This is a genomic window from Polaromonas sp. (genome assembly GCF_039932935.1).
In the GTDB taxonomy this organism is placed as follows: Bacteria; Pseudomonadota; Gammaproteobacteria; order Burkholderiales; family Burkholderiaceae_C; genus Polaromonas.
Genome location: NZ_JBDTPB010000020.1, coordinates 15,103 through 34,499 on the forward strand (window position 1 = coordinate 15,103; position 19,397 = coordinate 34,499).

Annotated in this window: 18 protein-coding genes; 14 read left to right on the plus strand and 4 right to left on the minus strand. The window is 61.4% G+C overall.

The window, feature by feature from the left end; translation table 11 throughout:
- Nucleotides 1-64: 64 nt before the first annotated feature.
- The 4 genes from yajC (at nucleotide 65) to ABI546_RS03090 (ending at nucleotide 5,867) form a co-directional block, all read left to right on the plus strand.
- Nucleotides 65-406, plus strand: coding sequence for a preprotein translocase subunit YajC (gene yajC, locus ABI546_RS03075; RefSeq protein WP_348043994.1), 342 nt, complete (start codon nucleotides 65-67; stop codon nucleotides 404-406).
- Between the two features lie 69 nt (nucleotides 407-475).
- Nucleotides 476-2,350, plus strand: coding sequence for a protein translocase subunit SecD (secD, locus tag ABI546_RS03080; RefSeq protein WP_348043996.1), 1,875 nt, complete (start codon nucleotides 476-478; stop codon nucleotides 2,348-2,350).
- Between the two features lie 39 nt (nucleotides 2,351-2,389).
- Nucleotides 2,390-3,343 (plus strand): protein translocase subunit SecF, encoded by a 954-nt coding sequence (secF, locus tag ABI546_RS03085; RefSeq protein WP_348043998.1) that lies wholly within the window; start codon nucleotides 2,390-2,392, stop codon nucleotides 3,341-3,343.
- A 28-nt stretch (nucleotides 3,344-3,371) separates the two neighbouring features.
- Nucleotides 3,372-5,867, plus strand: a complete 2,496-nt coding sequence (locus ABI546_RS03090; RefSeq protein WP_348044000.1) for a DUF1631 family protein — start codon at nucleotides 3,372-3,374, stop codon at nucleotides 5,865-5,867.
- 70 nt (nucleotides 5,868-5,937) lie between these two features.
- Here the strand turns inward: ABI546_RS03090 and ABI546_RS03095 are convergent, their stop codons facing one another.
- The 3 genes from ABI546_RS03095 to ABI546_RS03105 all read right to left on the minus strand — a co-directional run bounded on the left by ABI546_RS03095 (nucleotide 5,938) and on the right by ABI546_RS03105 (nucleotide 8,999).
- Nucleotides 5,938-6,450 carry a DUF494 domain-containing protein gene (locus ABI546_RS03095; protein WP_348044002.1) on the minus strand — a complete coding sequence of 171 codons (513 nt, stop codon included), beginning with the start codon at nucleotides 6,448-6,450 and terminating at the stop codon, nucleotides 5,938-5,940.
- 59 nt (nucleotides 6,451-6,509) lie between these two features.
- Nucleotides 6,510-7,649, minus strand: a complete 1,140-nt coding sequence (dprA, locus tag ABI546_RS03100) for a DNA-processing protein DprA (RefSeq protein WP_348044004.1) — start codon at nucleotides 7,647-7,649, stop codon at nucleotides 6,510-6,512.
- 126 nt (nucleotides 7,650-7,775) lie between these two features.
- Entirely contained in the window at nucleotides 7,776-8,999 is a 1,224-nt protein-coding gene (locus ABI546_RS03105; RefSeq protein ID WP_348044006.1) for a LysM peptidoglycan-binding domain-containing protein, read from the minus strand.
- A 226-nt stretch (nucleotides 9,000-9,225) separates the two neighbouring features.
- On the opposite strand from ABI546_RS03105, the gene def reads away from it, so the two are divergent.
- From def to ABI546_RS03140, 7 genes are all read left to right on the plus strand, one after another.
- Complete coding sequence (gene def, locus ABI546_RS03110) at nucleotides 9,226-9,747, plus strand: peptide deformylase (protein WP_348044008.1); 522 nt, start codon at nucleotides 9,226-9,228, stop codon at nucleotides 9,745-9,747.
- Between the two features lie 78 nt (nucleotides 9,748-9,825).
- Entirely contained in the window at nucleotides 9,826-10,812 is a 987-nt protein-coding gene (gene fmt, locus ABI546_RS03115) for a methionyl-tRNA formyltransferase (RefSeq protein WP_348044010.1), read from the plus strand.
- A 16-nt stretch (nucleotides 10,813-10,828) separates the two neighbouring features.
- Entirely contained in the window at nucleotides 10,829-11,575 is a 747-nt protein-coding gene (locus ABI546_RS03120; RefSeq protein ID WP_348044012.1) for an AzlC family ABC transporter permease, read from the plus strand.
- Complete coding sequence (locus ABI546_RS03125; protein ID WP_348044014.1) at nucleotides 11,572-11,907, plus strand: AzlD domain-containing protein; 336 nt, start codon at nucleotides 11,572-11,574, stop codon at nucleotides 11,905-11,907. Before ABI546_RS03120 ends, ABI546_RS03125 begins: the two co-directional genes overlap by 4 nt.
- 304 nt (nucleotides 11,908-12,211) lie before the next feature.
- Nucleotides 12,212-13,405: a phosphoglycerate kinase gene (locus tag ABI546_RS03130; RefSeq protein WP_348044016.1), complete on the plus strand. Its 1,194-nt coding sequence runs from the start codon at nucleotides 12,212-12,214 to the stop codon at nucleotides 13,403-13,405.
- Nucleotides 13,406-13,612: 207 nt separating this feature from the next.
- Nucleotides 13,613-15,046 carry a pyruvate kinase gene (gene pyk / locus ABI546_RS03135; protein WP_348044025.1) on the plus strand — a complete coding sequence of 478 codons (1,434 nt, stop codon included), beginning with the start codon at nucleotides 13,613-13,615 and terminating at the stop codon, nucleotides 15,044-15,046.
- A 331-nt stretch (nucleotides 15,047-15,377) separates the two neighbouring features.
- On the plus strand, nucleotides 15,378-16,250 hold the full coding sequence (locus ABI546_RS03140) for an alpha/beta hydrolase (protein ID WP_348044018.1): 873 nt from the start codon (nucleotides 15,378-15,380) through the stop codon (nucleotides 16,248-16,250).
- Here the strand turns inward: ABI546_RS03140 and ABI546_RS03145 are convergent.
- Nucleotides 16,189-16,917 (minus strand): phosphatase PAP2 family protein, encoded by a 729-nt coding sequence (locus tag ABI546_RS03145; protein ID WP_348044020.1) that lies wholly within the window; start codon nucleotides 16,915-16,917, stop codon nucleotides 16,189-16,191. The genes ABI546_RS03140 and ABI546_RS03145 overlap by 62 nt on opposite strands.
- 156 nt (nucleotides 16,918-17,073) lie before the next feature.
- Here ABI546_RS03145 and ABI546_RS03150 point away from each other — a divergent pair, with 156 nt between their 5' ends.
- From ABI546_RS03150 to ABI546_RS03160, 3 genes are all read left to right on the plus strand, one after another.
- Nucleotides 17,074-17,769, plus strand: a complete 696-nt coding sequence (locus ABI546_RS03150) for a response regulator (RefSeq protein ID WP_348044022.1) — start codon at nucleotides 17,074-17,076, stop codon at nucleotides 17,767-17,769.
- Nucleotides 17,766-19,124 carry a histidine kinase dimerization/phospho-acceptor domain-containing protein gene (locus ABI546_RS03155; protein ID WP_348044024.1) on the plus strand — a complete coding sequence of 453 codons (1,359 nt, stop codon included), beginning with the start codon at nucleotides 17,766-17,768 and terminating at the stop codon, nucleotides 19,122-19,124. Before ABI546_RS03150 ends, ABI546_RS03155 begins: the two co-directional genes overlap by 4 nt.
- Nucleotides 19,125-19,269: 145 nt before the next feature.
- A partial coding sequence (locus ABI546_RS03160; RefSeq protein ID WP_348044027.1) for a class II fructose-bisphosphate aldolase occupies nucleotides 19,270-19,397 on the plus strand: 128 nt, incomplete at its 3' end.

Consider the following 19,397-nt stretch of genomic DNA (forward strand, 5'->3'; position numbering starts at 1 on the left):
TTGTGCGCTGTCCGTGCTGGACGGCGCGCGCCAGTGTGTCTTTTTAATCGTTGTGGAGTCAGCCGTGTTCATTTCTTCCGCCTTCGCCCAAACCGCTCCCGCTGCCGCCGCTGGTGGTGACATGATGTCTTCACTGACGGGCATGCTGCCGCTGGTGCTGATGTTCGTGGTCCTGTACTTCGTCATGATCCGCCCCCAGATGAAAAAGCAGAAAGAGCACCGCACCATGATCGAGGCGCTCGCCAAAGGGGATGAAGTCGCTACCGCCGGTGGCTTGCTGGGCAAGGTCACGAAGTTGGGCGATGCCTACCTGACACTTGAAGTCGCCCCCGGCGTGGAAGTCCAGCTGCAGCGCAGCGCCATCGTCCAGGTGCTCCCCAAGGGCGCTGCCGCGTCAGCCAAATAAGACTTTCGCCGGCCGCCAGCGGTCGGCAGGCCTGACTTTGTTTATCCGTTCACCAGGAACTGCCCTCTCATGAATCGTTATCCGGCCTGGAAGTACGCCATCATTGTGATCGCGCTCATCGTCGCAGCGCTCTATACGCTGCCCAACTTTTTCGGCGAAGCGCCTGCGGTGCAGGTTTCCAGCGCCAAGTCCACCGTCAAGATCGACACCACGACGATGGCGAAAGTGGAGCAAACACTGAAGGACGCCGGCATTGCGGCGGACGTCATCGCCCTCGACGGCAACTCGGTCAAGGCCCGGTTTGGCGATACCGATACCCAGCTCAAAGCGAAAGACGCGATTCAGAAAGCGCTGGCGCCTGATGCGTCGGATTCCGGCTATGTGGTGGCCTTGAACCTGTTGTCCCGGTCGCCTGCCTGGCTGACGTCATTGCACGCCTACCCGATGTACCTGGGGCTGGACTTGCGCGGTGGTGTTCACTTCATGTTGCAGGTCGACATGCAGGCCGCGCTGACCAAGCGTGCCGAGTCTCTGGGCGGAGACGTCCGCGTGGCGTTACGCGAAAAAAACATCCGGCACGGCGGGATTTCCCGGAACGGCCAGGCCATTGATATCAAGGTGCGAGATTCCGCCACACTGGCGTCTGCGAAGGCCCTGATTCAGGACCAGTTTCCCGACTTGCAGACGGTCGAAACAACGGAAGGCACCGAGTACAAACTGACGGCGACGATCAAGCCGGAAGCGGCCCGTCTTATTCAGGACCAGGCCCTCAAGCAGAACATGGTGACGCTGCACAACCGGATCAATGAACTCGGCGTGGCTGAGCCCGTGATTCAGCAACAGGGGGCGGATCGCATTGTGGTGCAACTGCCGGGCGTCCAGGATACGGCCAAGGCCAAGGACATCCTGGGCCGCACCGCCACGCTTGAAATGCGCCTGGTGGACGACAGTGCCGAGGCCCGTGCCGCCATGACCGGGGGTATGGTGCCATTTGGTTCGGAGAAATTCCCCGACATCAATGGCAACCCCGTGATCGTGAAAAAGCAGATTTTGGTGACGGGCGAGAGCCTGACGGACGCCCAGGCCGGATTCGAGTCGCAAAAGCAGGAACCCAATGTCTCCCTGACGCTGGACGCCAAGGGTGGGCGGGTGATGCGTGAAGTGAGCCGCGAGAACATGGACAAGCCGATGGCGATCCTGTTGTTTGAAAAGGGCAAGGGACAGGCGATTTCGGTCGCGACCATTCGCGGCGAATTGGGTACCCGGTTCAGCATTTCCGGCGCCATGAACATCAATGCCGCCAACGACCTCGCACTGCTGTTGCGCGCGGGTTCGCTGGCAGCACCCATGGAAATCATTGAAGAACGCACCATTGGCCCGACGCTGGGTGCGGACAACATTGCCAAGGGTTTTCACAGCGTCTCGTGGGGCTTTGTGGTGATCGTGGCTTTCATGGCGATCTACTACATGCTCTTTGGCTTGTTCTCGGGTCTGGCGCTCGCGGTTAATTTGTTGCTGCTGGTCGCGGTCCTTTCGATGCTGCAGGCTACATTGACCTTGCCGGGTATGGCGGCCATGGCGCTCGCGCTCGGTATGGCCATTGACTCGAACGTTCTGATCAATGAACGTGTCCGTGAAGAATTGCGCAACGGTGCGTCGCCGCAGGCGGCGATTCATGCCGGGTACGAGCGGGCCTGGGCGACCATCCTCGACTCGAATATTTCGACGCTGATTGCCGGCCTTGCCTTGCTGGCATTTGGTTCAGGTCCCGTTCGCGGTTTCGCGGTGGTGCACTGCATCGGCATCTTGACGAGCATGTTCTCGGCGGTCTTCTTTTCGCGCGGCCTGGTCAACCTCTGGTATGGCCGGCAGAAAAAACTTAAAGCGGTCTCTATCGGCACTGTGTGGCGGCCCGCCACATCCGGCGCGGTGGCGACCAAGTAAGCGATCACGTCTTTTTCCTGAGTTTCTCAAGGACCCCAGATGGAATTTTTCAAAATCCGGCGCGACATTCCGTTCATGCGGCACGCCCTGATCTTCAACGTCATCAGTTTTGCGACTTTTGCGCTGGCGGTCTTTTTCCTGTTTAGCCGCGGCCTTCACCTCTCGGTCGAGTTCACCGGCGGCACGCTGATGGAGGTGAACTACACCCAGGCGGCCGATGTGGGGAAAATACGAAGCACCGTGGCAGGCCTGGGCTTCTCTGACGTGCAGGTCCAGAACTTCGGCACCTCTCGCGACGTGATGATTCGCCTGCCGACGCAAAAAGGCGTGAGCACCGCGCAGCAAAGCGACAAGGTACTTGCGGCCTTGAAGGCTGCCAGCCCTGACGTGACGCTGCGACGCACTGAGTTCGTCGGACCGCAAGTGGGGGAAGAGCTTGCCCATGACGGACTGAAAGCGCTTGCCATGGTGGTCTTTGGCATCATGGTTTACCTCGCCTTTCGCTTTGAGTGGAAGTATGCAGTGGCGGCCATCATCGCCAATTTGCACGACGTTGTGATCATCCTGGGCTTCTTCGCATTTTTTCAGTGGGAGTTTTCGCTGGCGGTACTCGCTGCCGTGTTGGCGGTATTGGGCTACTCGGTCAATGAGTCGGTCGTGATTTTTGACCGTATCCGCGAGAACTTTCGCCGGTATCGCAAGATGAATACCACCGAAATCATCGACAACGCCATCACGTCCACGATCAGCCGCACCATCATTACGCACGGCTCCACCCAGATCATGGTGCTGTCCATGCTGTTGTTTGGCGGACCGACCCTGTTTTACTTTGCCCTGGCGTTGACCATCGGCATCCTGTTCGGGATTTACTCTTCAGTTTTTGTGGCCGCTGCCATCGCCATGTGGCTGGGCATTCGCCGCGAAGACCTGGTGAAGGGGCCGGGCAAAAAAGACGAGGATCCGAATGATCCCAATGCCGGCGCCACGGTGTAAGCTATGACCTAATCATCCTAGGGCGGTTGTGGCTCCAAGTAGCAAAAATAACAGGGTTCTGGTCGAGCAGACACGCGCGCTGTTTGCGGAGCGCGCCGTGCGCGTCCTGCCCGCGCTGGCGAAAACCATTCAAGACAGGCTCACGGCGGCGGTTGACCAGCCCGGCAGTGTCCGGGAGATGCAGGATAAGCGGGACGCCTGGATGGCTTTCCAGAAAAGCGGCGCCGCCTGGGTCAGCGGCACCACCACCGCATGGGCCAATGCCCAAGCAATACCTGCCGCCAATTCGCCTTCAAGGTTTGCCGACAGCGGCAAATTTGAACTGATGGGCAATGACGTGATGGAGGACAAGATCCTCGCTTCGCGGCTCGCGCTTCGGTTGCTGGATTTCGCGAGTTGGGAACTGAACGACCTTCGCTTGCGTATCCAAAATCTGGAAGGCATCACAGAGTTGCACAAGCAGGACATTCTTCGCCCCGAAGTGCTGGCCCAGCATATGGTGGAGCAATGGAGTCTGGCATCGCTGCCCCGGGATGTCTGGATCGCTGTGCAGGATGTCATTCAGAAAGACATGGGCGCCCACCTTTTGGAGACGTATCACGCCACCAACGAGTTTTTGGTGCAGCAAGGCGTGATGGCGGAGATCGATCTGCGGCCCTTGGTCAAGCGCACACCATCTGCGGCAGATGCCGGCGCGGCAGCGAGAAAAGCGCCCACCCCTGCGAGGGACCACAACGGCGGGAGCGACACCGGCTTCAGGCCAGGCGGACCTGAGGGTCGTGCAGGACGCGGTGGAAGTGTTGAGGGGGGCGGAGGAGGCGATGGCCGGGGCGGCTATGGCCAGGGTATGCAGGGTATGGGCTCCGGGCGTTCGTCGGCCTCTGCGGATCGACCTGCCTCAGGCGCCTCTGGCTCAGCATCTGAGGGGGTGGACGGCGGCGCAAGTGCCCGGTCCGGCTCGGGCGCTTCAAGGCAAGGCAATGCGGTCTACGATGAAACCCGTATGCAAACTGCGACGACGCCACTTGCCAGAGCCCGCATGAGGGCCCAGGGCGTGATGGGGCATCTCAAGCGCTTGCTGTCGAATCAGGTGGCCGGGTTTGACGACACCCGACCGACGCAGGCTTCACCTCAGCTCGCGCAGGCGATGGTGAGTGTGCAAAAGCTGGAAGAAACCGGCGCGGAGCGCACCCAGCTTGCCGACGCACAGGGGCAGATCTATGGTCAGGTGCATGTCGACCATGCAGCAACGGCCTTGCGTGAGCGCACCAACACGCTCAAGCAGGCCGCTTCCACTTCTTCCGAAAAGGCCACGATTGAAATCGTGGCGTTGATGTTCCAGAGCATTCTTGCCGAGGACCGCATTCCGCCCGTGATCCGCGTCTGGTTTGCCCGTTTGCAGATGCCGGTGTTGCGCGTGGCGATTTCCGAGCCCGAGTTTTTTGAGTCACTGCAACATCCCGCGCGAAGGTTGATCGATCGCATGGGCTCCTGCGTGCTGGGTTTTGACGTCACGGTGGCCGGCGGCGCCATGGAGTCTGAAGTCAAGCGTATCGTGCAGGTCATAGAGCAGTATCCCGAAACAGGGCGCCGGGTCTTTCAGCTGGTGTATGACGAGTTCGAAAAGTTTTTGTCGAAATTCCTTTCGGAACACGGTAGCGCCGCCCGCGTGGTGGGTGTGGCTCAACAGGTCGAGCAAAAAGAAACCATGACGATCCAGTACACCATTGAGATGCGAAACATGCTCAATGACATGCCGGTTCGCGACGAAATCCGTGAGTTTCTGTTCAAGGTGTGGGCCGAGGTGCTGGCAATCGCCGCGATGAAGAACGGCCCGCAACATGAGGAGACCATCACGCTCAAGCGCGCGGCTGCGGATCTGGTTTGGGCTGCGAGTGCCAAACCGAATCGCAATGATCGCGCGCGCGTGATCGCGGATCTGCCCAAATTGCTGCAGCTGCTGCGCCTGGGCATGTCCATGCTGGGGCTGGGCATTCCTGAGCAGGATGGGCATTTGAAGATCATCAGCGACACGCTGGCCGACGCTTTCATGTCCAAAACCGACACCATCTCGATGGAGCGAGTAGAGATCATGGCCAAACGGTTAATGAACCTCGAGGACTATCTCTCGGACGAGGATGTCGGAGACCTGCCGCTCGATACGGACAGCCTGGTGACCATGATCGGCATCGATGCTGCCGATATTGAAGTGATTGCCGATGGTGGCAGCCAGCCCACAGAAGCCATGCGCGCATGGGCCCGGGAACTGCAACTGGGCACTTGGTTCAGCCTTGACCACAATGGCAAGATCAGCCACGTGCAGTTTGCCTGGTGCAGTGATCGCAAGCAGCTGCATCTGTTTGCCTCTTCTGACGGGCGCAATTTCCTGATCCAGGCTCGCCGGCTGGCGGCCTACTTGCAGTCGGGTTTGCTGGTGCCGACTGAAGAAGAAGCCCTCACGGTACGCGCAACGCGTGATGCACTCGCCAAATTGGACGCTAATCCCGAGCGTCTGCTTGGGTGATGTCTGGCGGCCCAGTCCGTCACGGCTGGGCTAAGGTTCCTCTATCGCGCCGTACATTGCTGAAAGCTATTCAGTGCGCAAGGCGGCCCTCAGTGTCGTCGCACAATTCATCCAGAACCAGCGCGTCGGGCTCCTCGCCGAAGCTCCAGTAAACCATCAGTACGATGATTTTCAGGTCATCCAGTGTGACTGGATCTCCTGGTGCTGCCATGGCGCGGTCAATCACAATTTCGCGCATATGGGGGGGCAGCACACCGGATGACTCAAGGAAGCTGACAAACCCCAGGCTCTGCGCTCCGAGGTGCGTCTGTTCGTTGACGGAATAGACACGAAGGCTGCCGGGGGATTGCGGCTGGATCACCGGGTGCGCGCCGGAGGCTGTCTTCTCTGAGGGGCTGCCGGCGGGCAAACTGATCTGGGTGCTCTGGGCAGCCATGTTCAGTCCGTCGAGCCAAATGAGGGCCGCCTGGATCTCTTCCGCCTCAAAACCCGCCGCGGTCAGCTTGCGGCCAAGCCGCTGGAGTTCGGGGCAAGCGTCACCTTGCCAGTAATTTTCGTAGACGTACACGAGTACTTCGAACATGCGTCCAATATAACGCAGTTGGCGGCGACCTTGTCAAGCGAGTGACGAAGGTGCGGCGTTTATGCGTCGGCGCGCCGCTGGAACAGGCCGCCGGGTAACCTGAAAAGCATTCCATTCAGCTCAAGCTCCAGCAACTGCACCTGCAGCAGCGGCGTTTCGATGCCAGTCCGCGCTTGCAAGGTGTCGAGGCTCACCGCATCAAATCCCAACGCCGCAATCAGCGCGGAGTATGCGGAAGCTGGGGAATCACTTCCTTCTGGTGTCCCGCATTCTGGAGGCTTCATGCTGATGCCGGTTGATGGGAGGTTCAACTCCTCCAGCACGTCTTGCGCGGTTTCTACAAGTTTTGCCCCCTGCTTGATCAGCGCGTGACAGCCACGGGACTGCGGTGAATGGATAGAACCCGGGATGGCAAACACCTCTTTGCCCTGCTCTGCAGCCAGGCGTGCGGTGATCAATGATCCGGATTTCAGCGCCGCCTCGATGACCAAGGTGCCCAGAGAGAGACCTGAAATGATGCGGTTGCGCTTCGGAAAATTCGCCGTCAGTGGTGGGGTGCCCAGCGGAAACTCGCTGATGAGCATGCCTTGCCGGGCAATGCGGTGTGCGAGCTCAAGGTGTTTTTTGGGATACACCCGGTCCAGTCCGGTGCCGACTACGGCAATCGTGTTGCCGCCGGCCAGCAGTGCGCCGTCATGCGCCGCGCCATCAATACCCAAGGCCAGGCCGGACACCACGCAGAGTCCGGCGTCGGCGAGCGCCTTGGCGAATTGCCGTGCATTGGCTTCGCCTTGAGGGGTTGGATTGCGGCTGCCGACGATGGCGATACGGGAAGCACTTTGTTCCGGCGATGCCTGCGACGAATGTGCGTATTTGCCAAGCATGTAGAGCATGATCGGCGGGTCTGCAATGTCGAGCAGTGCTGTTGGGTACGCAGCGTCGCCCAACGCAACCACGCGTCGGTCCTCTCCGCCCCCTAACCAATCCAGCGTCATTTGCAGCTGGTCGGACAGGTTCGGCGGCTCCGTCTGAATGGCCCGCGCCAGTTTCTCGGAGCCGAGCTGCGCCAAGGCGATCGCCGTTTGCTCAAAAATAGCCTGCGCTGAGCCGAAAGCAGCCAACAGTTGGCGGGAAATCTCATTTCCCACCCCCGTGGTGAGCGTCAGGCGCAGCCAGGCCTGAAGTTCTTGTTTTTCCACGAGAGGCTAAGGGCTAAGGCTAAAAAAGCGTTGGGGAAACAAGAAGGTCGCGCAGTCAACGAGTCGAGCTGAGCCCTAATATCAGCGACCTTGGCGGCCCAGGTTCGTCCTGCGTTGTATGCCGCCTCAATTCGGATTGGCGAAGCGGTCTCCGACCTTCACGCCATCGGTGGCACTTAGCACGATGGCATAGGAAAGTGCGTCGAAAGTGCGGAACACCATCAACAAGCCGTTTCGCTCATTGGGCAGCTTGATTTGTGGACGGCTGCTGTCGGTCTTGTCCAGCAGTCGCTCACCGTCCTTCAGAATGGCCATGACATGGCCCCGCTCCAAACCGTCTTTGGCGCCGCGATTGATGACCACGACCTGATTCTCCGCTGCGTTAGTCACGGCACTGCCGTAAATGGACACAATCTGCCCGCCCATTGGAGACGAGGGGGCATGAGGCAGGTAATTCAGCAACTCACGCGGAGGTTCAGGCAATAGCCTGTCGCCGACGCGCATTTCTTCCTTGGTGGCAACAATGTCAATTGTTGCCGGCACGATCTCGGATTGCGGTTTGCCGTCTTTACCGGCAACTTCCGTCACGGATTCGCCCCGCACAATTTCCGCCTTGCCGACGTATTGCGCCTCATAGCCCAAAATGGCCTTGGTTGTCGGGTCTTTCAGCGGCGTTGCATTGCGAAACACGCGGTAATTGAGCGGTTCGCCTTTTTCAATGCTCAGCGGTTTGCCGCTGGTGTCGCCATTGGCGTATTGGCTGCGCGCATAGGCACGATCTCCGCGGCTGAGCAGGACACGGCCTTCCTGGGCGGCAACGATACGAGGCGCTTTGGATAGCACTGCCTCGTCCACAATCAGGGCCTCATTGAGGAAGGGCTCGATCAGGTTAGGCGCCAGCGTGGGGATGGAGGCGTCGGCCAGGGTTTCGAAGCGGGTGCGTGGTGACACGCGCACGGTGTCCGTCGGCGGACCGTCGGTTTGCGCTTGGCGGGTCCGCAGGATGGCGCGTCCATTGGATTTCTCAAGGTAGAGCTGCTGCCCCGGGTAAATGCGATGGGGGTTGCGTATGTCCTGCAGGTTCATGCCCCAGAGTTCGGGCCAGCGCCAGGGGCTTTTCAGAAACATACCGGAAATAGCCCAAAGGGTGTCGCCGCGCTTGACGGTGTAGGTGTCGGGTGCATTGGGCGCCAAGTCTGCCAGCGGAATACCGGTCTGGGCGACTTGGGCCGCTGTGGCTTTCTGGTCGGCCGTGATGGGAAAGTTTTGAGCATGCAGGCCGATGGAAATGCCCAAAAGGGCTGCGGCGGCTATTGAAATTTGACTGAAACGACCAGAAATTGTTTGCATCTTTGTAGGCCCTCGGCGCTTTTATTGGACTGAAACGGCGTTTTTCGGGCACCCTCCCGTAGAAAAACCGTATTTGTATCTTGATAAATCACTAACGATTTTGTACCTAAGCCCTTGATTAAGCAACGAATACACGATTCTTGGAATATCGGGATGCCGAAAAACCGAGAAAAGTGGCGAAAATAGCGACATCTCACCTACATCGCAACCCTTGCCCGCCTCCGCCATGAGCCAGCTCACGATTCTTCGATACCCCGACCCGCGCCTTCATACGGTTGCCAAACCCGTAGCGGCCGTCGATGCACGCCTGCGCAAGCTGGTCGATGACATGCTCGAAACCATGTACGAGGCGGAGGGTATTGGTTTGGCGGCAACCCAGGTGGATGTGCATGAGCGCTTGATCGTGATTGACGTAAGTGAGGGCCGCGACCAGCCCATGGTGCTGATTAACCCCGAAATCACCTGGGCCAGCGAGGAAACCCGCGTAGGTGACGAAGGCTGCCTGTCGGTGCCTGGCATTTATGACGGCGTGGAGCGCTCGACGGCGATCAAGGTCCAGGCATTGGATCTTGACGGGAAGCTGCAGGTCCATGCCGCCGAAGGCATGCTGGCAGTGTGTATCCAGCATGAAATGGATCACCTGATGGGCAAGGTGTTTGTGGAGTATCTGTCCCCGCTGAAACGTAACCGCATCAAGACCAAGATGATCAAGCAGAAAAAAGACGAAGAACGGGATTCGGCGCGCTAGCCTGCGCATTCCTTCCGTCGGCGCTACCGAATTGGCCCTGACTGGGGATTTCCCTAGGAGTCTTTAGAATCGGACGCCATGCGCGTCATCTTTGCCGGTACCCCAGAGTTCGCCCGTGTGGCTCTCGAAAAATTGCAGGCGGCCGGTTTTGAGGTCCCTCTCGTACTGACCCAGCCCGACCGCCCCGCCGGCCGCGGCATGAAACTGCAGGCTTCCCCTGTCAAGCAATGGGCCGAAAGCGCAAACATTACCGTCGCCCAGCCCCGCAGCCTGCGGCTTGACGGCAAATTTGCCGATGACGCCTCCGCCGCCCGTGAGGCCATCGCCGCCGCGCATGCGGACGTGATGGTCGTTGCCGCCTACGGGCTCCTTCTTCCGCAGTGGGTTCTTGATGCTCCCCGGCTGGGTTGCCTCAATATCCATGCCTCGTTGCTGCCGCGCTGGCGCGGCGCCGCGCCGATTCACCGCGCCATCGAAGCCGGCGATACCGAAACCGGCGTCACCATCATGCAAATGGACGCGGGGCTCGACACTGGCGACATGCTGCTGGGCGAAAAATTGCGAATCGCTCCGCAAGACACCACCGGCTCTCTGCACGACAGGCTGGCCGACCTGGGCGGGCGCCTGATCGTCGAAGCGCTCGAACTCGCTGCCTGCGGCGGACTTAAACCGGTCGTCCAGCCCACAGAAGGCGTCACCTACGCCCACAAAATCGAAAAACACGAAGCCCTGATCGACTGGACGCAAGGCGTGGCCGCGATTGAGCGCCGAACCCGCGCTTTCAATCCGTTCCCGGGCGCCGCCGGCCTATTGGAAGGGCAGACGCTCAAATTCTGGCGGGCTGAAGTGCTTCCCGGCACGGTACCGCCGGCAGGTGCACAGGCTGGCCAGGTGCTGGCCGCCGGCTCCGACGGCGTGGATATTGCGGCGGTCGATGGCGTTTTGCGCGTGAGCCGCCTGCAAAAGGCCGGCGGCAAGGCGCTTGACGCGGCTGATTTTTTACGCGGCTTCGAAATTCGGCCCGGCATGGTATTTAGCCAGGCAGAGGCCAGTCCATCGAAATGAGCAGAAAGAAGGTTTTGTGAAAGCATTGTTCAAGCACCCCGAATTTCGCCTAGGGGTGAGCGAGCTGGCGGCCGTTGCGCCGGGCATCGCCGCATGGGGTCTCATGACCGGCGTGGCCATGGTCAAGTCGGGCATGAGCCTCATCGAGGTCCTGCTGATGGCCATCCTGGTTTTTGCCGGCAGTTCCCAATTGGCGGCCCTGCCTCTCATCGTGGCCGGTGCGCCCATGTGGGTGATTTTGGCTACCTCGTTTTGCGTCAATCTGCGCTTCATGGTGTTCAGCGCCCATCTGCGCCCTTACGTGATGCACCAGAGCCTGTGGCGCCGCATGGCTTTTGGCTACGGCATGGCTGACCTGAACTACGTGTTGTTTACCAAGCGCTTCCCGCATCCGGCCACCGACGCCGCCGGCATTCAAGCCCAAGACGCCTACTGGATCGGCAGCTGCGGCATGAGCTGGGTCAGCTGGGTGGGCGCGACCCTCGTGGGCATTGCGCTGGCCAATTCCATCCCGCTTTCCTGGGGCCTGGGTTTTGCCGGCATCCTGGCGCTGCTGGGCATCATGTGGTCGCTGGCCACCACCCGCCTGCGAGCGGTGTCTGCAGCCATCGCGGGCGCCGCCGCCGTCGCCACCTTCGCCCTACCGCTCAAGCTCAATATCCTGGTGGGCATTGCCGTAGCCGTCATCGTGTGCCTGGTGCTGGAAAAATCGGCGATGGGCAAGCCTGCGGCGTCTGCCCGGGGAACCGGAGACACAGCATGAACCAGACCGATCTCTGGACCGTGGCCACCATCATCGGCATGACGCTGATGACGGTCCTCACACGCTCCTTCTTTTTCCTGTCCAGCAAGCCCTGGACGCTGCCCGGGTGGGCCCAGCGCGGACTGCACTATGCGCCTATCGCCGCGCTGGCCGCAGTGATCGTGCCGGAAATGGTCATGACGCAAGGCCACTTCATTGCAACCTGGAAAGATGCGCGCCTCTTTGCGGTGATTGCCGGCAGCGCCTGGTATTACTGGCGCCACGGCGTGCTGGGCACTATCCTGGCCGGGATGGCGGTTTACCTGCCGCTGCATATGGGCTTGAATTGGTGAGCCCCCACGCTTTTCACTTCGCCTTCGGCTTCGTGTAATACGCTGCCCCCCAAGGGGGCCGCCCGCCATGCGGCCCGGCAAAGCCGGTTCCGCGGCTCATGCTGGCCTTGATACGGCTCGCTTCGCATTGCGTGCTATCAAATTGGTAGCTATTGGCGCATGATCCGGTTGGGCTGGAGGCCAATTTGATGCCTAAATTTACGCTTCCCCGGCTTTGTCCGACGTGTCCAGGTGCGTCCTGCCACCTACAATTTAAGGCTTTGGGCGCTGTGGCCCAAAGCCTTTTTTCATTTGCGAGCCCTCCATGAACTTCATCCGTTTTTCCAACCTGTGTGCCAGCGGCAAGGCTGCCGGCAAGCGCGTTTTTATCCGTGCCGACCTCAACGTGCCGCAAGACGACAACGGCAACATCACGGAAGACACGCGCATCCGCGCTTCCATTCCGTGCATTCAGATGGCGCTGGACGCCGGTGCGGCGGTGATGGTGACTTCGCATCTCGGACGGCCTGTTGAGGGTGAATTCAAACCGGAGGATTCGCTGGCGCCTGTGGCCAAACGAATGGGTGAACTGATGAAACGCGACATTCCGCTGGCCTCCAACTGGGTCGATGGTGTGGAAGTCAAACCGGGCCAACTGGTGATGCTGGAGAACTGCCGCCTCAACAAAGGCGAGAAGAAAAACAGCGAAGAACTGGCGCGCAAGATGGCCGCACTTTGCGATATTTTTGTGCATGACGCTTTTGGTACGGCCCACCGCGCCGAAGCCTCCACCTACGGCATTGCGCAATACGCGCCCGTGGCCAGCGCCGGCCCGCTGCTGGCCGCCGAGATGGACGCCATCTCCAAGGCACTCTCCAGCCCACGCAGGCCGCTGGTCGCCATCGTGGCCGGCAGCAAGGTCTCGACCAAGCTCACCATCCTCAAATCGCTTGCCGCCAATGTCGACCAGCTCATCGTGGGCGGCGGCATTGCCAACACTTTCATGCTGGCCGCCGGTTTGAAAATCGGCAAAAGCCTGGCCGAAGCCGACCTGCTGGCTGAGGCCAAAGCCGTCATTGACGCCATGAAGGCGCGCGGCGCCGAAGTACCGATTCCCACCGATGTGGTGACCGCCAAAACCTTTGCCGCCGACGCGCCAGCCACCGTCAAGGCGGCCACCGACGTCGCCGATGACGACCTGATCCTGGACATCGGCCCGCAAACCACCGCGCGGCTGACAGCGCAGCTCAAGGCGGCCGGCACCATCGTCTGGAACGGCCCGGTCGGCGTGTTCGAGTTCGACGCCTTCTCCAAGGGCACCGAAGGCATTGCCCGCGCGGTTGCGGACAGCAGCGGGTTTTCCATCGCCGGGGGCGGCGACACATTGGCCGCCATTGCCAAATACGGCATTGAAAAGCAGGTCGATTACATCTCGACCGGTGGCGGCGCTTTCCTTGAGGTGCTGGAAGGCAAGACACTCCCGGCCTTCGAAATCCTGCAAAAGCGCGCTGCAGGTTGAGTACGGCTTGCTCCTTTTTCAGGAGCGCTTAGCCAGCGTCAAATATGGGCTGCAGCCACTTTTCTTATAAAAGAGTGGCGTATGAGCTGCACGCGCTGACGGCTTTGATTTGCTTCAGGGTTGAGGCGATGCGGGTAATTTGGTAACGTCTTCGTAACCGTTTCCATGTGAAAATCGGAAACTAAATTACAGGAGACAGACATGAAGATGCAGCGCCGCGGCACCAAAATCGTTGCCACCCTTGGCCCCGCCTCCAGCGATCCGGCCTTGCTGGAGCAAATGATTCGCGCTGGCGTCAATTGCGTGCGGCTCAATTTCAGCCACGGCACGGCGCAAGACCACATTGACCGTGCCAGGCTGGTGCGCGAGGCCGCCACCCGCGCCGGGCGTGAGGTCGCCATCATGGCCGACCTGCAGGGCCCGAAAATCCGTGTCGGCAAATTTGCCGACGGCAAGGTGCAGCTTGAAACCGGCATGAAGTTTGTGCTCGACGCGTCCCGTACCGAGCTCGGTGACATCAACGGCGTGGGCCTGGACTACAAGGAACTGCCGCGCGACGTCAAGGCCGGTGACACCCTGCTGCTCAACGACGGCCTGATCGTCATGACTGTCGAAAAGGTCAAGGGCGAGCAGGTCCATGCGATTGTCAAAATCGGTGGCGTGTTGTCCAACAACAAGGGCATCAACAAGCAGGGCGGCGGCCTCACGGCGCCGGCGCTGACGGCCAAGGACATGGAAGACATTCGCACGGCGATGAGTTTTCAGGCCGACTATGTCGCGGTGAGCTTTCCGCAGAACGCCAGTGACATGGAAATGGCGCGCCAGCTGTGCAATGTGGCCGGTGCCGAGTTTCGCCACAAGCCGGGCTTGATCGCCAAGATCGAGCGTGCCGAGGCGATCCCGAACCTGGAAGCCATCTGCAGGGCCAGCGACGGCATCATGGTCGCGCGTGGCGACCTGGCCATCGAGGTCGGCAACGCCGCTGTGCCGGCGCTGCAAAAACGCATGATCCGCATGGCCCGTGAGCTGGACAAGGTGGTCATCACTGCGACCCACATGATGGAGTCCATGATTACCAACCCGGTGCCCACGCGCGCCGAAGTCAGTGACGTGGCCAACGCGGTGCTCGACGGCACCGACGCCGTCATGACCTCTGCCGAGACCGCCGCCGGCCGTTATCCGCTGGAAACCATTGTCGAGATGGCCAACATCTGCGCCGAAGCCGAAAAAGCCGAAGACGTGAAACTGGACGCCGACTTCACCGGCATGACCTTTGATCGCATCGACCAGTCCATCGCCATGGGCGCCTTGTTCACGGCCCATCACCTGGGGTGCAAAGCCATCGTGGCGCTGACCGACTCGGGCTCTACGGCGCTGTGGATGAGCCGCCACCGCATCCATATCCCCATCTACGCGCTGACGCCCAAACTGGCGACCCAGCGCAAGATGGCGTTGTACCGCAATGTCAGGCCACTGCTGATGGACCAGAGCGTCGAGCGCGACACCGCACTCGGCGATGCCGAGGCGCACCTGAAAAAGCGCGGGATCGTCGCCAGCGGCGATGTGTATGCGATTACCTGCGGCGAGCCGATGGGTGCGCCCGGTGGCACGAACATGCTGAAAATCTGCAAGGTGGAATAAAGCCCCCACGCTTTTCACTTCGTGTAATGCGCTGCCCCCCGAGGGGGCTACCCGCCTGCGGTCTGGCGAAGCCAGTCCCGCGGCTCATGCTGGCCTGAAGAGTTCTTGGGGGCGCGACCAGTAACGGTACTTCACCAGTGGGGGCCGCGGGACTGGCTTCGCCGACCCAGGCGCCGCCCTCTTGAGGGGGAGCAGGCTACACGCAGTGAGCCTGGACGGGGGGGTTACAGATCGCCCGGCAAAGCCGGTTCCGTGGCGCAAGCTGGCATGAAGAGTCTCGCTGACGGCACAGGTTGAATCCATCGCCGCCTGGCCCGCGTACATAGGAGTCATGCACAACATTGACTCCCCCTTGCCAAGACGCTCGTTTTTTGCCATGTTGACCGCGCTGCTCACGGCTTGCTCGGGTGCGGACCTTCTCAATGCCACGGTGGCTACCGACACCTACAGGCGCACCGACAGCATCGCCTACGGCCCTGAGCCGCGGCAGAAGCTGGATGTCTACCAGCCGCAGGGCGAGCTTCGCAATGCACCGATCGTGGTTTTCTTCTACGGCGGCAGCTGGTCTACAGGTGAGCGGGCCGACTACCGCTTTGTGGGCGAGGCGCTGGCGTCTCAGGGCATCGTTGCCGTCGTCGCTGATTACCGCCTCAGTCCCGCCGTACGCTACCCCGTTTTTGTGCAAGACAGCGCGCGTGCCGTGCGCTGGGCCCGGGACCATGCCGCCGAGTACGGCGCTGACCCGGCGCGCCTGTTCGTCATGGGCCACAGCGCCGGCGCGTACAACGCCGCCATGGTCGCGCTGGATGCGCGCTGGCTGCAGGCTGAAGGCATGAAGCTTTCGCAGTTGGCGGGCTGGATAGGCCTGGCCGGCCCTTACGATTTTTTGCCAATCGGCGACCCTCAGACACAAGTTGCTTTCGAATGGCCCGGCACGCCCGCCGACAGCCAGCCGCTCGTGCATGCCTCCCGTGCCTCTCCGCCGGCGCTGCTGCTGGCTCCCACGCAGGATCGTACGGTCAACCCGCAACGGAGCACCGTGGCCATGGCCCAGCGGCTCAAGCGCAGCGGCGTGCGGGTGGATTCGGAGCTGTTTAATGGCGTCAGCCACGTGACGCTGATTGCGTCCATGGCGTCGGTTCTCAGAGGGCGGGCGCCTGTGCTTGAGCGCGTAACGGCCTTTGTAAAATCATCTGGCCCATGATGCTGTCCACCAAGGCGGCACAGACCCAGCAGAGCCATGCCGTCCAGAGCGTATGGCTCATGTAGTGGGCACCGCGCACCTGCTGCGCCAGTCCCAGCGTGAGGCCTGCCAGCATGGCGCCGGCCAGCCAGCGCCGCGCCGTGCGAGGCAGCGAGTGGCGAAAGGAAAAAAAGCCACCGACAAAGGCAAAGCCCGCCGACGCATGGCCAGCCGGAAAGCAGCCACCGCTGCCTCCATCGCGCACGCCCCAGGCCCAGTGCGATACATAGGCCACAGTGCCGCCGAAGTCGTGCAGATCCCAGGGGCAACTGGTAAGGCTGTGGAGTTTGATGGTGGACACCACCAGCAGCGAGACGAGCGTGGTCAAGCCCAACTGCACGCGTCGCTCGATGACCAACTGCCGAATCGGGCCGAAAGGCCTTGCGATGGCGGTCAGCAGCGCCAGCTCGACAAGCCACGGCAGCCAGCGAATGTCATCGTGCAACACGCCTCGCCAAAACCAGTGGTTCTCAAAAGTAAAGCCACTCGCTGAGCCAAACCAGTGCGCCATCCACAGGTCCAGGCCTGAATGGTCCCAGGCGATCAGGAAGGCGAGGCCCAGAAGCGTGCCTGTCAAAGCGCGCGATGGAAGGGCTGCGTGGTGGCCGGGGAACTGAAGGGCAGACATGGCGGTTGGGCGAAAATGGGCAGAGACAGGGTGTATTGCAGCAACGGAAGCCGCAAGATATCGGGGCCGTCTTAACAGACCCTTAAGGCCTTGCCGGTCGCTGCCTGCAGACTGGCAAGGCGAGACGGCACTTGCCGCAGCGCGGACAATAGGCGCATGCGAATCCTTGTGGTGGAAGACGATGCCGGTATCGCCCTCGGCTTGCGGGCGAACCTGCAGCAACGGGGCTATGCGGTTGATGCCTGCGGCAGCCTGGCTTCTGCATGGACGGCCCTGTGCAGCGAGCCGTTTGACCTGGTGCTGCTGGATCTGGGCCTGGCGGATGGCGACGGCGGCGACCTGCTGCTGCAGATCAGGCGCACGCGTAACAGCGCGGGCGGGCCGCTGCCTGATCCCCAGACGCCGGTGCTCATCATGACCGCGCGCGACCAGGTCGCTGACCGGATATCCGGCCTCAACCTGGGTGCTGACGACTATCTGGTCAAGCCTTTTGACCTCGATGAACTCGAGGCCCGCATGCGCGCCTTGTTGCGGCGTGCAGCGGGGCGTGCCCATCCCCGGCTTATGCATGGCGACCTGGTGATCGATCCGGCGGCCCATACGGTACTGCGTGCAGGGCAAACTGTTGACCTCGCGCCGCGCGAGTTCACCTTGTTGCTGCTTTTGCTCGAATCGCGCGGGCGGGTGCTGTCGCGCCAGCAGCTGGAAGCGCGTCTTTACAACTGGCAGGACGCTGTCGGCAGCAATGCGATTGAGGTGCATGTGCATCACTTGCGGCGCAAGCTGGGCGAGAGCCTGATCCAGACGATGCGTGGGGTTGGTTACTTCATACCTCGGGATGAGTGCGCATGAAGCCGCTCGGAAGCCGCCAGGCCTCGCTCACGCGCCGCCTCTTGTTGTGGGTGCTGGCGGCGCTGTTGCTGGTATGGGCTGCGTTCGCGGCGGTGGGCTGGCGCACCGGCATTCACGAGGCGAGCGAGTTGACCGACGGGCATCTCGCCAGCACGGCGGCCCTGATGCTCAACCTGGATCTGCCGCCGTTTGTCGTGGTTTCGCGTGAAACCGCGCGCGCCGTCTTTCCCGCGCTGAAAAACCACGACTACCAACCGTCCCTCAGCGTGCTGGTACGCGACGCCGGCGGCCGGCTGCTGGCCCGTTCGGGCGATGCGCCTCTGGCGCCGTTCAGCGAGCAGGCAGGTTTTGCCGACCTTGCGCTGGGTGCTCCTCCGGTTCTTTGGCGCAGTTTTTCGCAATGGGACGCCAGCCGGGGTCGGCAGGTAATGGTGCTGGTGCAGGCAGAGGAGCGCGACGAGCTGGCCTCCGATGTCGCCGGGCAGTTGGCCGAACCGGGGCTGTGGCTGCTTCCGGTCGTGGCCATCGCGCTGTGCCTGGCGATCTGGCGGGGCCTGCGGCCTTTGCAGGCGCTGTCCCGCGACGTGGCCGAACTGGAGGTGGACAAGGCCGAGCGCCTCGAAGCCCGCCACCCCTATCGCGAATTCAACTCGGTCGTGCGGTCGATCAACACGCTGGTGGGCCAGCAGCAGGCTTCGCTTGAGCGTGAACGCCAGCTGGCCAGCGAGGTGGCGCATGAGCTGCGGACTCCCCTGGCGTCCATCGCCCTGCAGGCAGCGTCGCTGCGCGGTGAGCTCACTCCTTTGGCGCGCGAGCAGGCGCTGGCGCAGATCGGTGCCGACGCGATGCGGGCCGGGCACGTCATCGCGCAACTGCTTTCACTGGCACGGGCCAGCCGCGGCGACCTGCAGCAGCAGATGCAGCGCGTGGATCTGGGTGCGCTGGCGGCGCAGGTGGTCGCCGGGTATGCGCAGGCCTCCTGGAAAAGCGGGCATCAGCTCAGCGTGCAGGGTGAGGAAGGTCTGGAGGGGGCGCTGGAAGTTTTTGCTCACCCGCTGCTGCTGGAGCTGGCCTTGCGCAACCTCATCGACAACGCTCTGCAACACACGCCTCGGGGTACCTTTGTGTGCGTCCAGTGGGGCAGTGATAACGGGGGGGCGTGGCTTCAGGTCTGTGACGATGGTGCGGACGCCGCCGCCGCGAATGGACCGGCAACGCAATCCCCCGAACGGCTGGGGCTGGGCCACAAGATTGTGAGCCGCGTCATGGACGTGCATGGCGGCAGCTTTACCCAGACACCCGGTCCCACGCCTTTTACGCGCTGTTACCGCATGGTTCTGCCGCTAATTCCCTGAATAACCCGGCTTTTCGCAGCCGTTAGAATAGAGGCCTTGGTTACTTTGCGGTTACGGCCCGTCCAGGCAGCCCATGCGCTGCACGGCCTTCCGCCCGTAACCCGCCTTTTTCTGGCAGCGTTTTTTACTTTCTGGGGATCTGATCATGGCACTCGTTTCGATGCGCGAGCTGCTGGACCATGCAGCAGTCAACGGCTACGGCATTCCGGCTTTTAACGTCAACAACCTCGAGCAGGTGCAAGCCGTCATGGAAGCGGCCAAGGAAACCGGCGC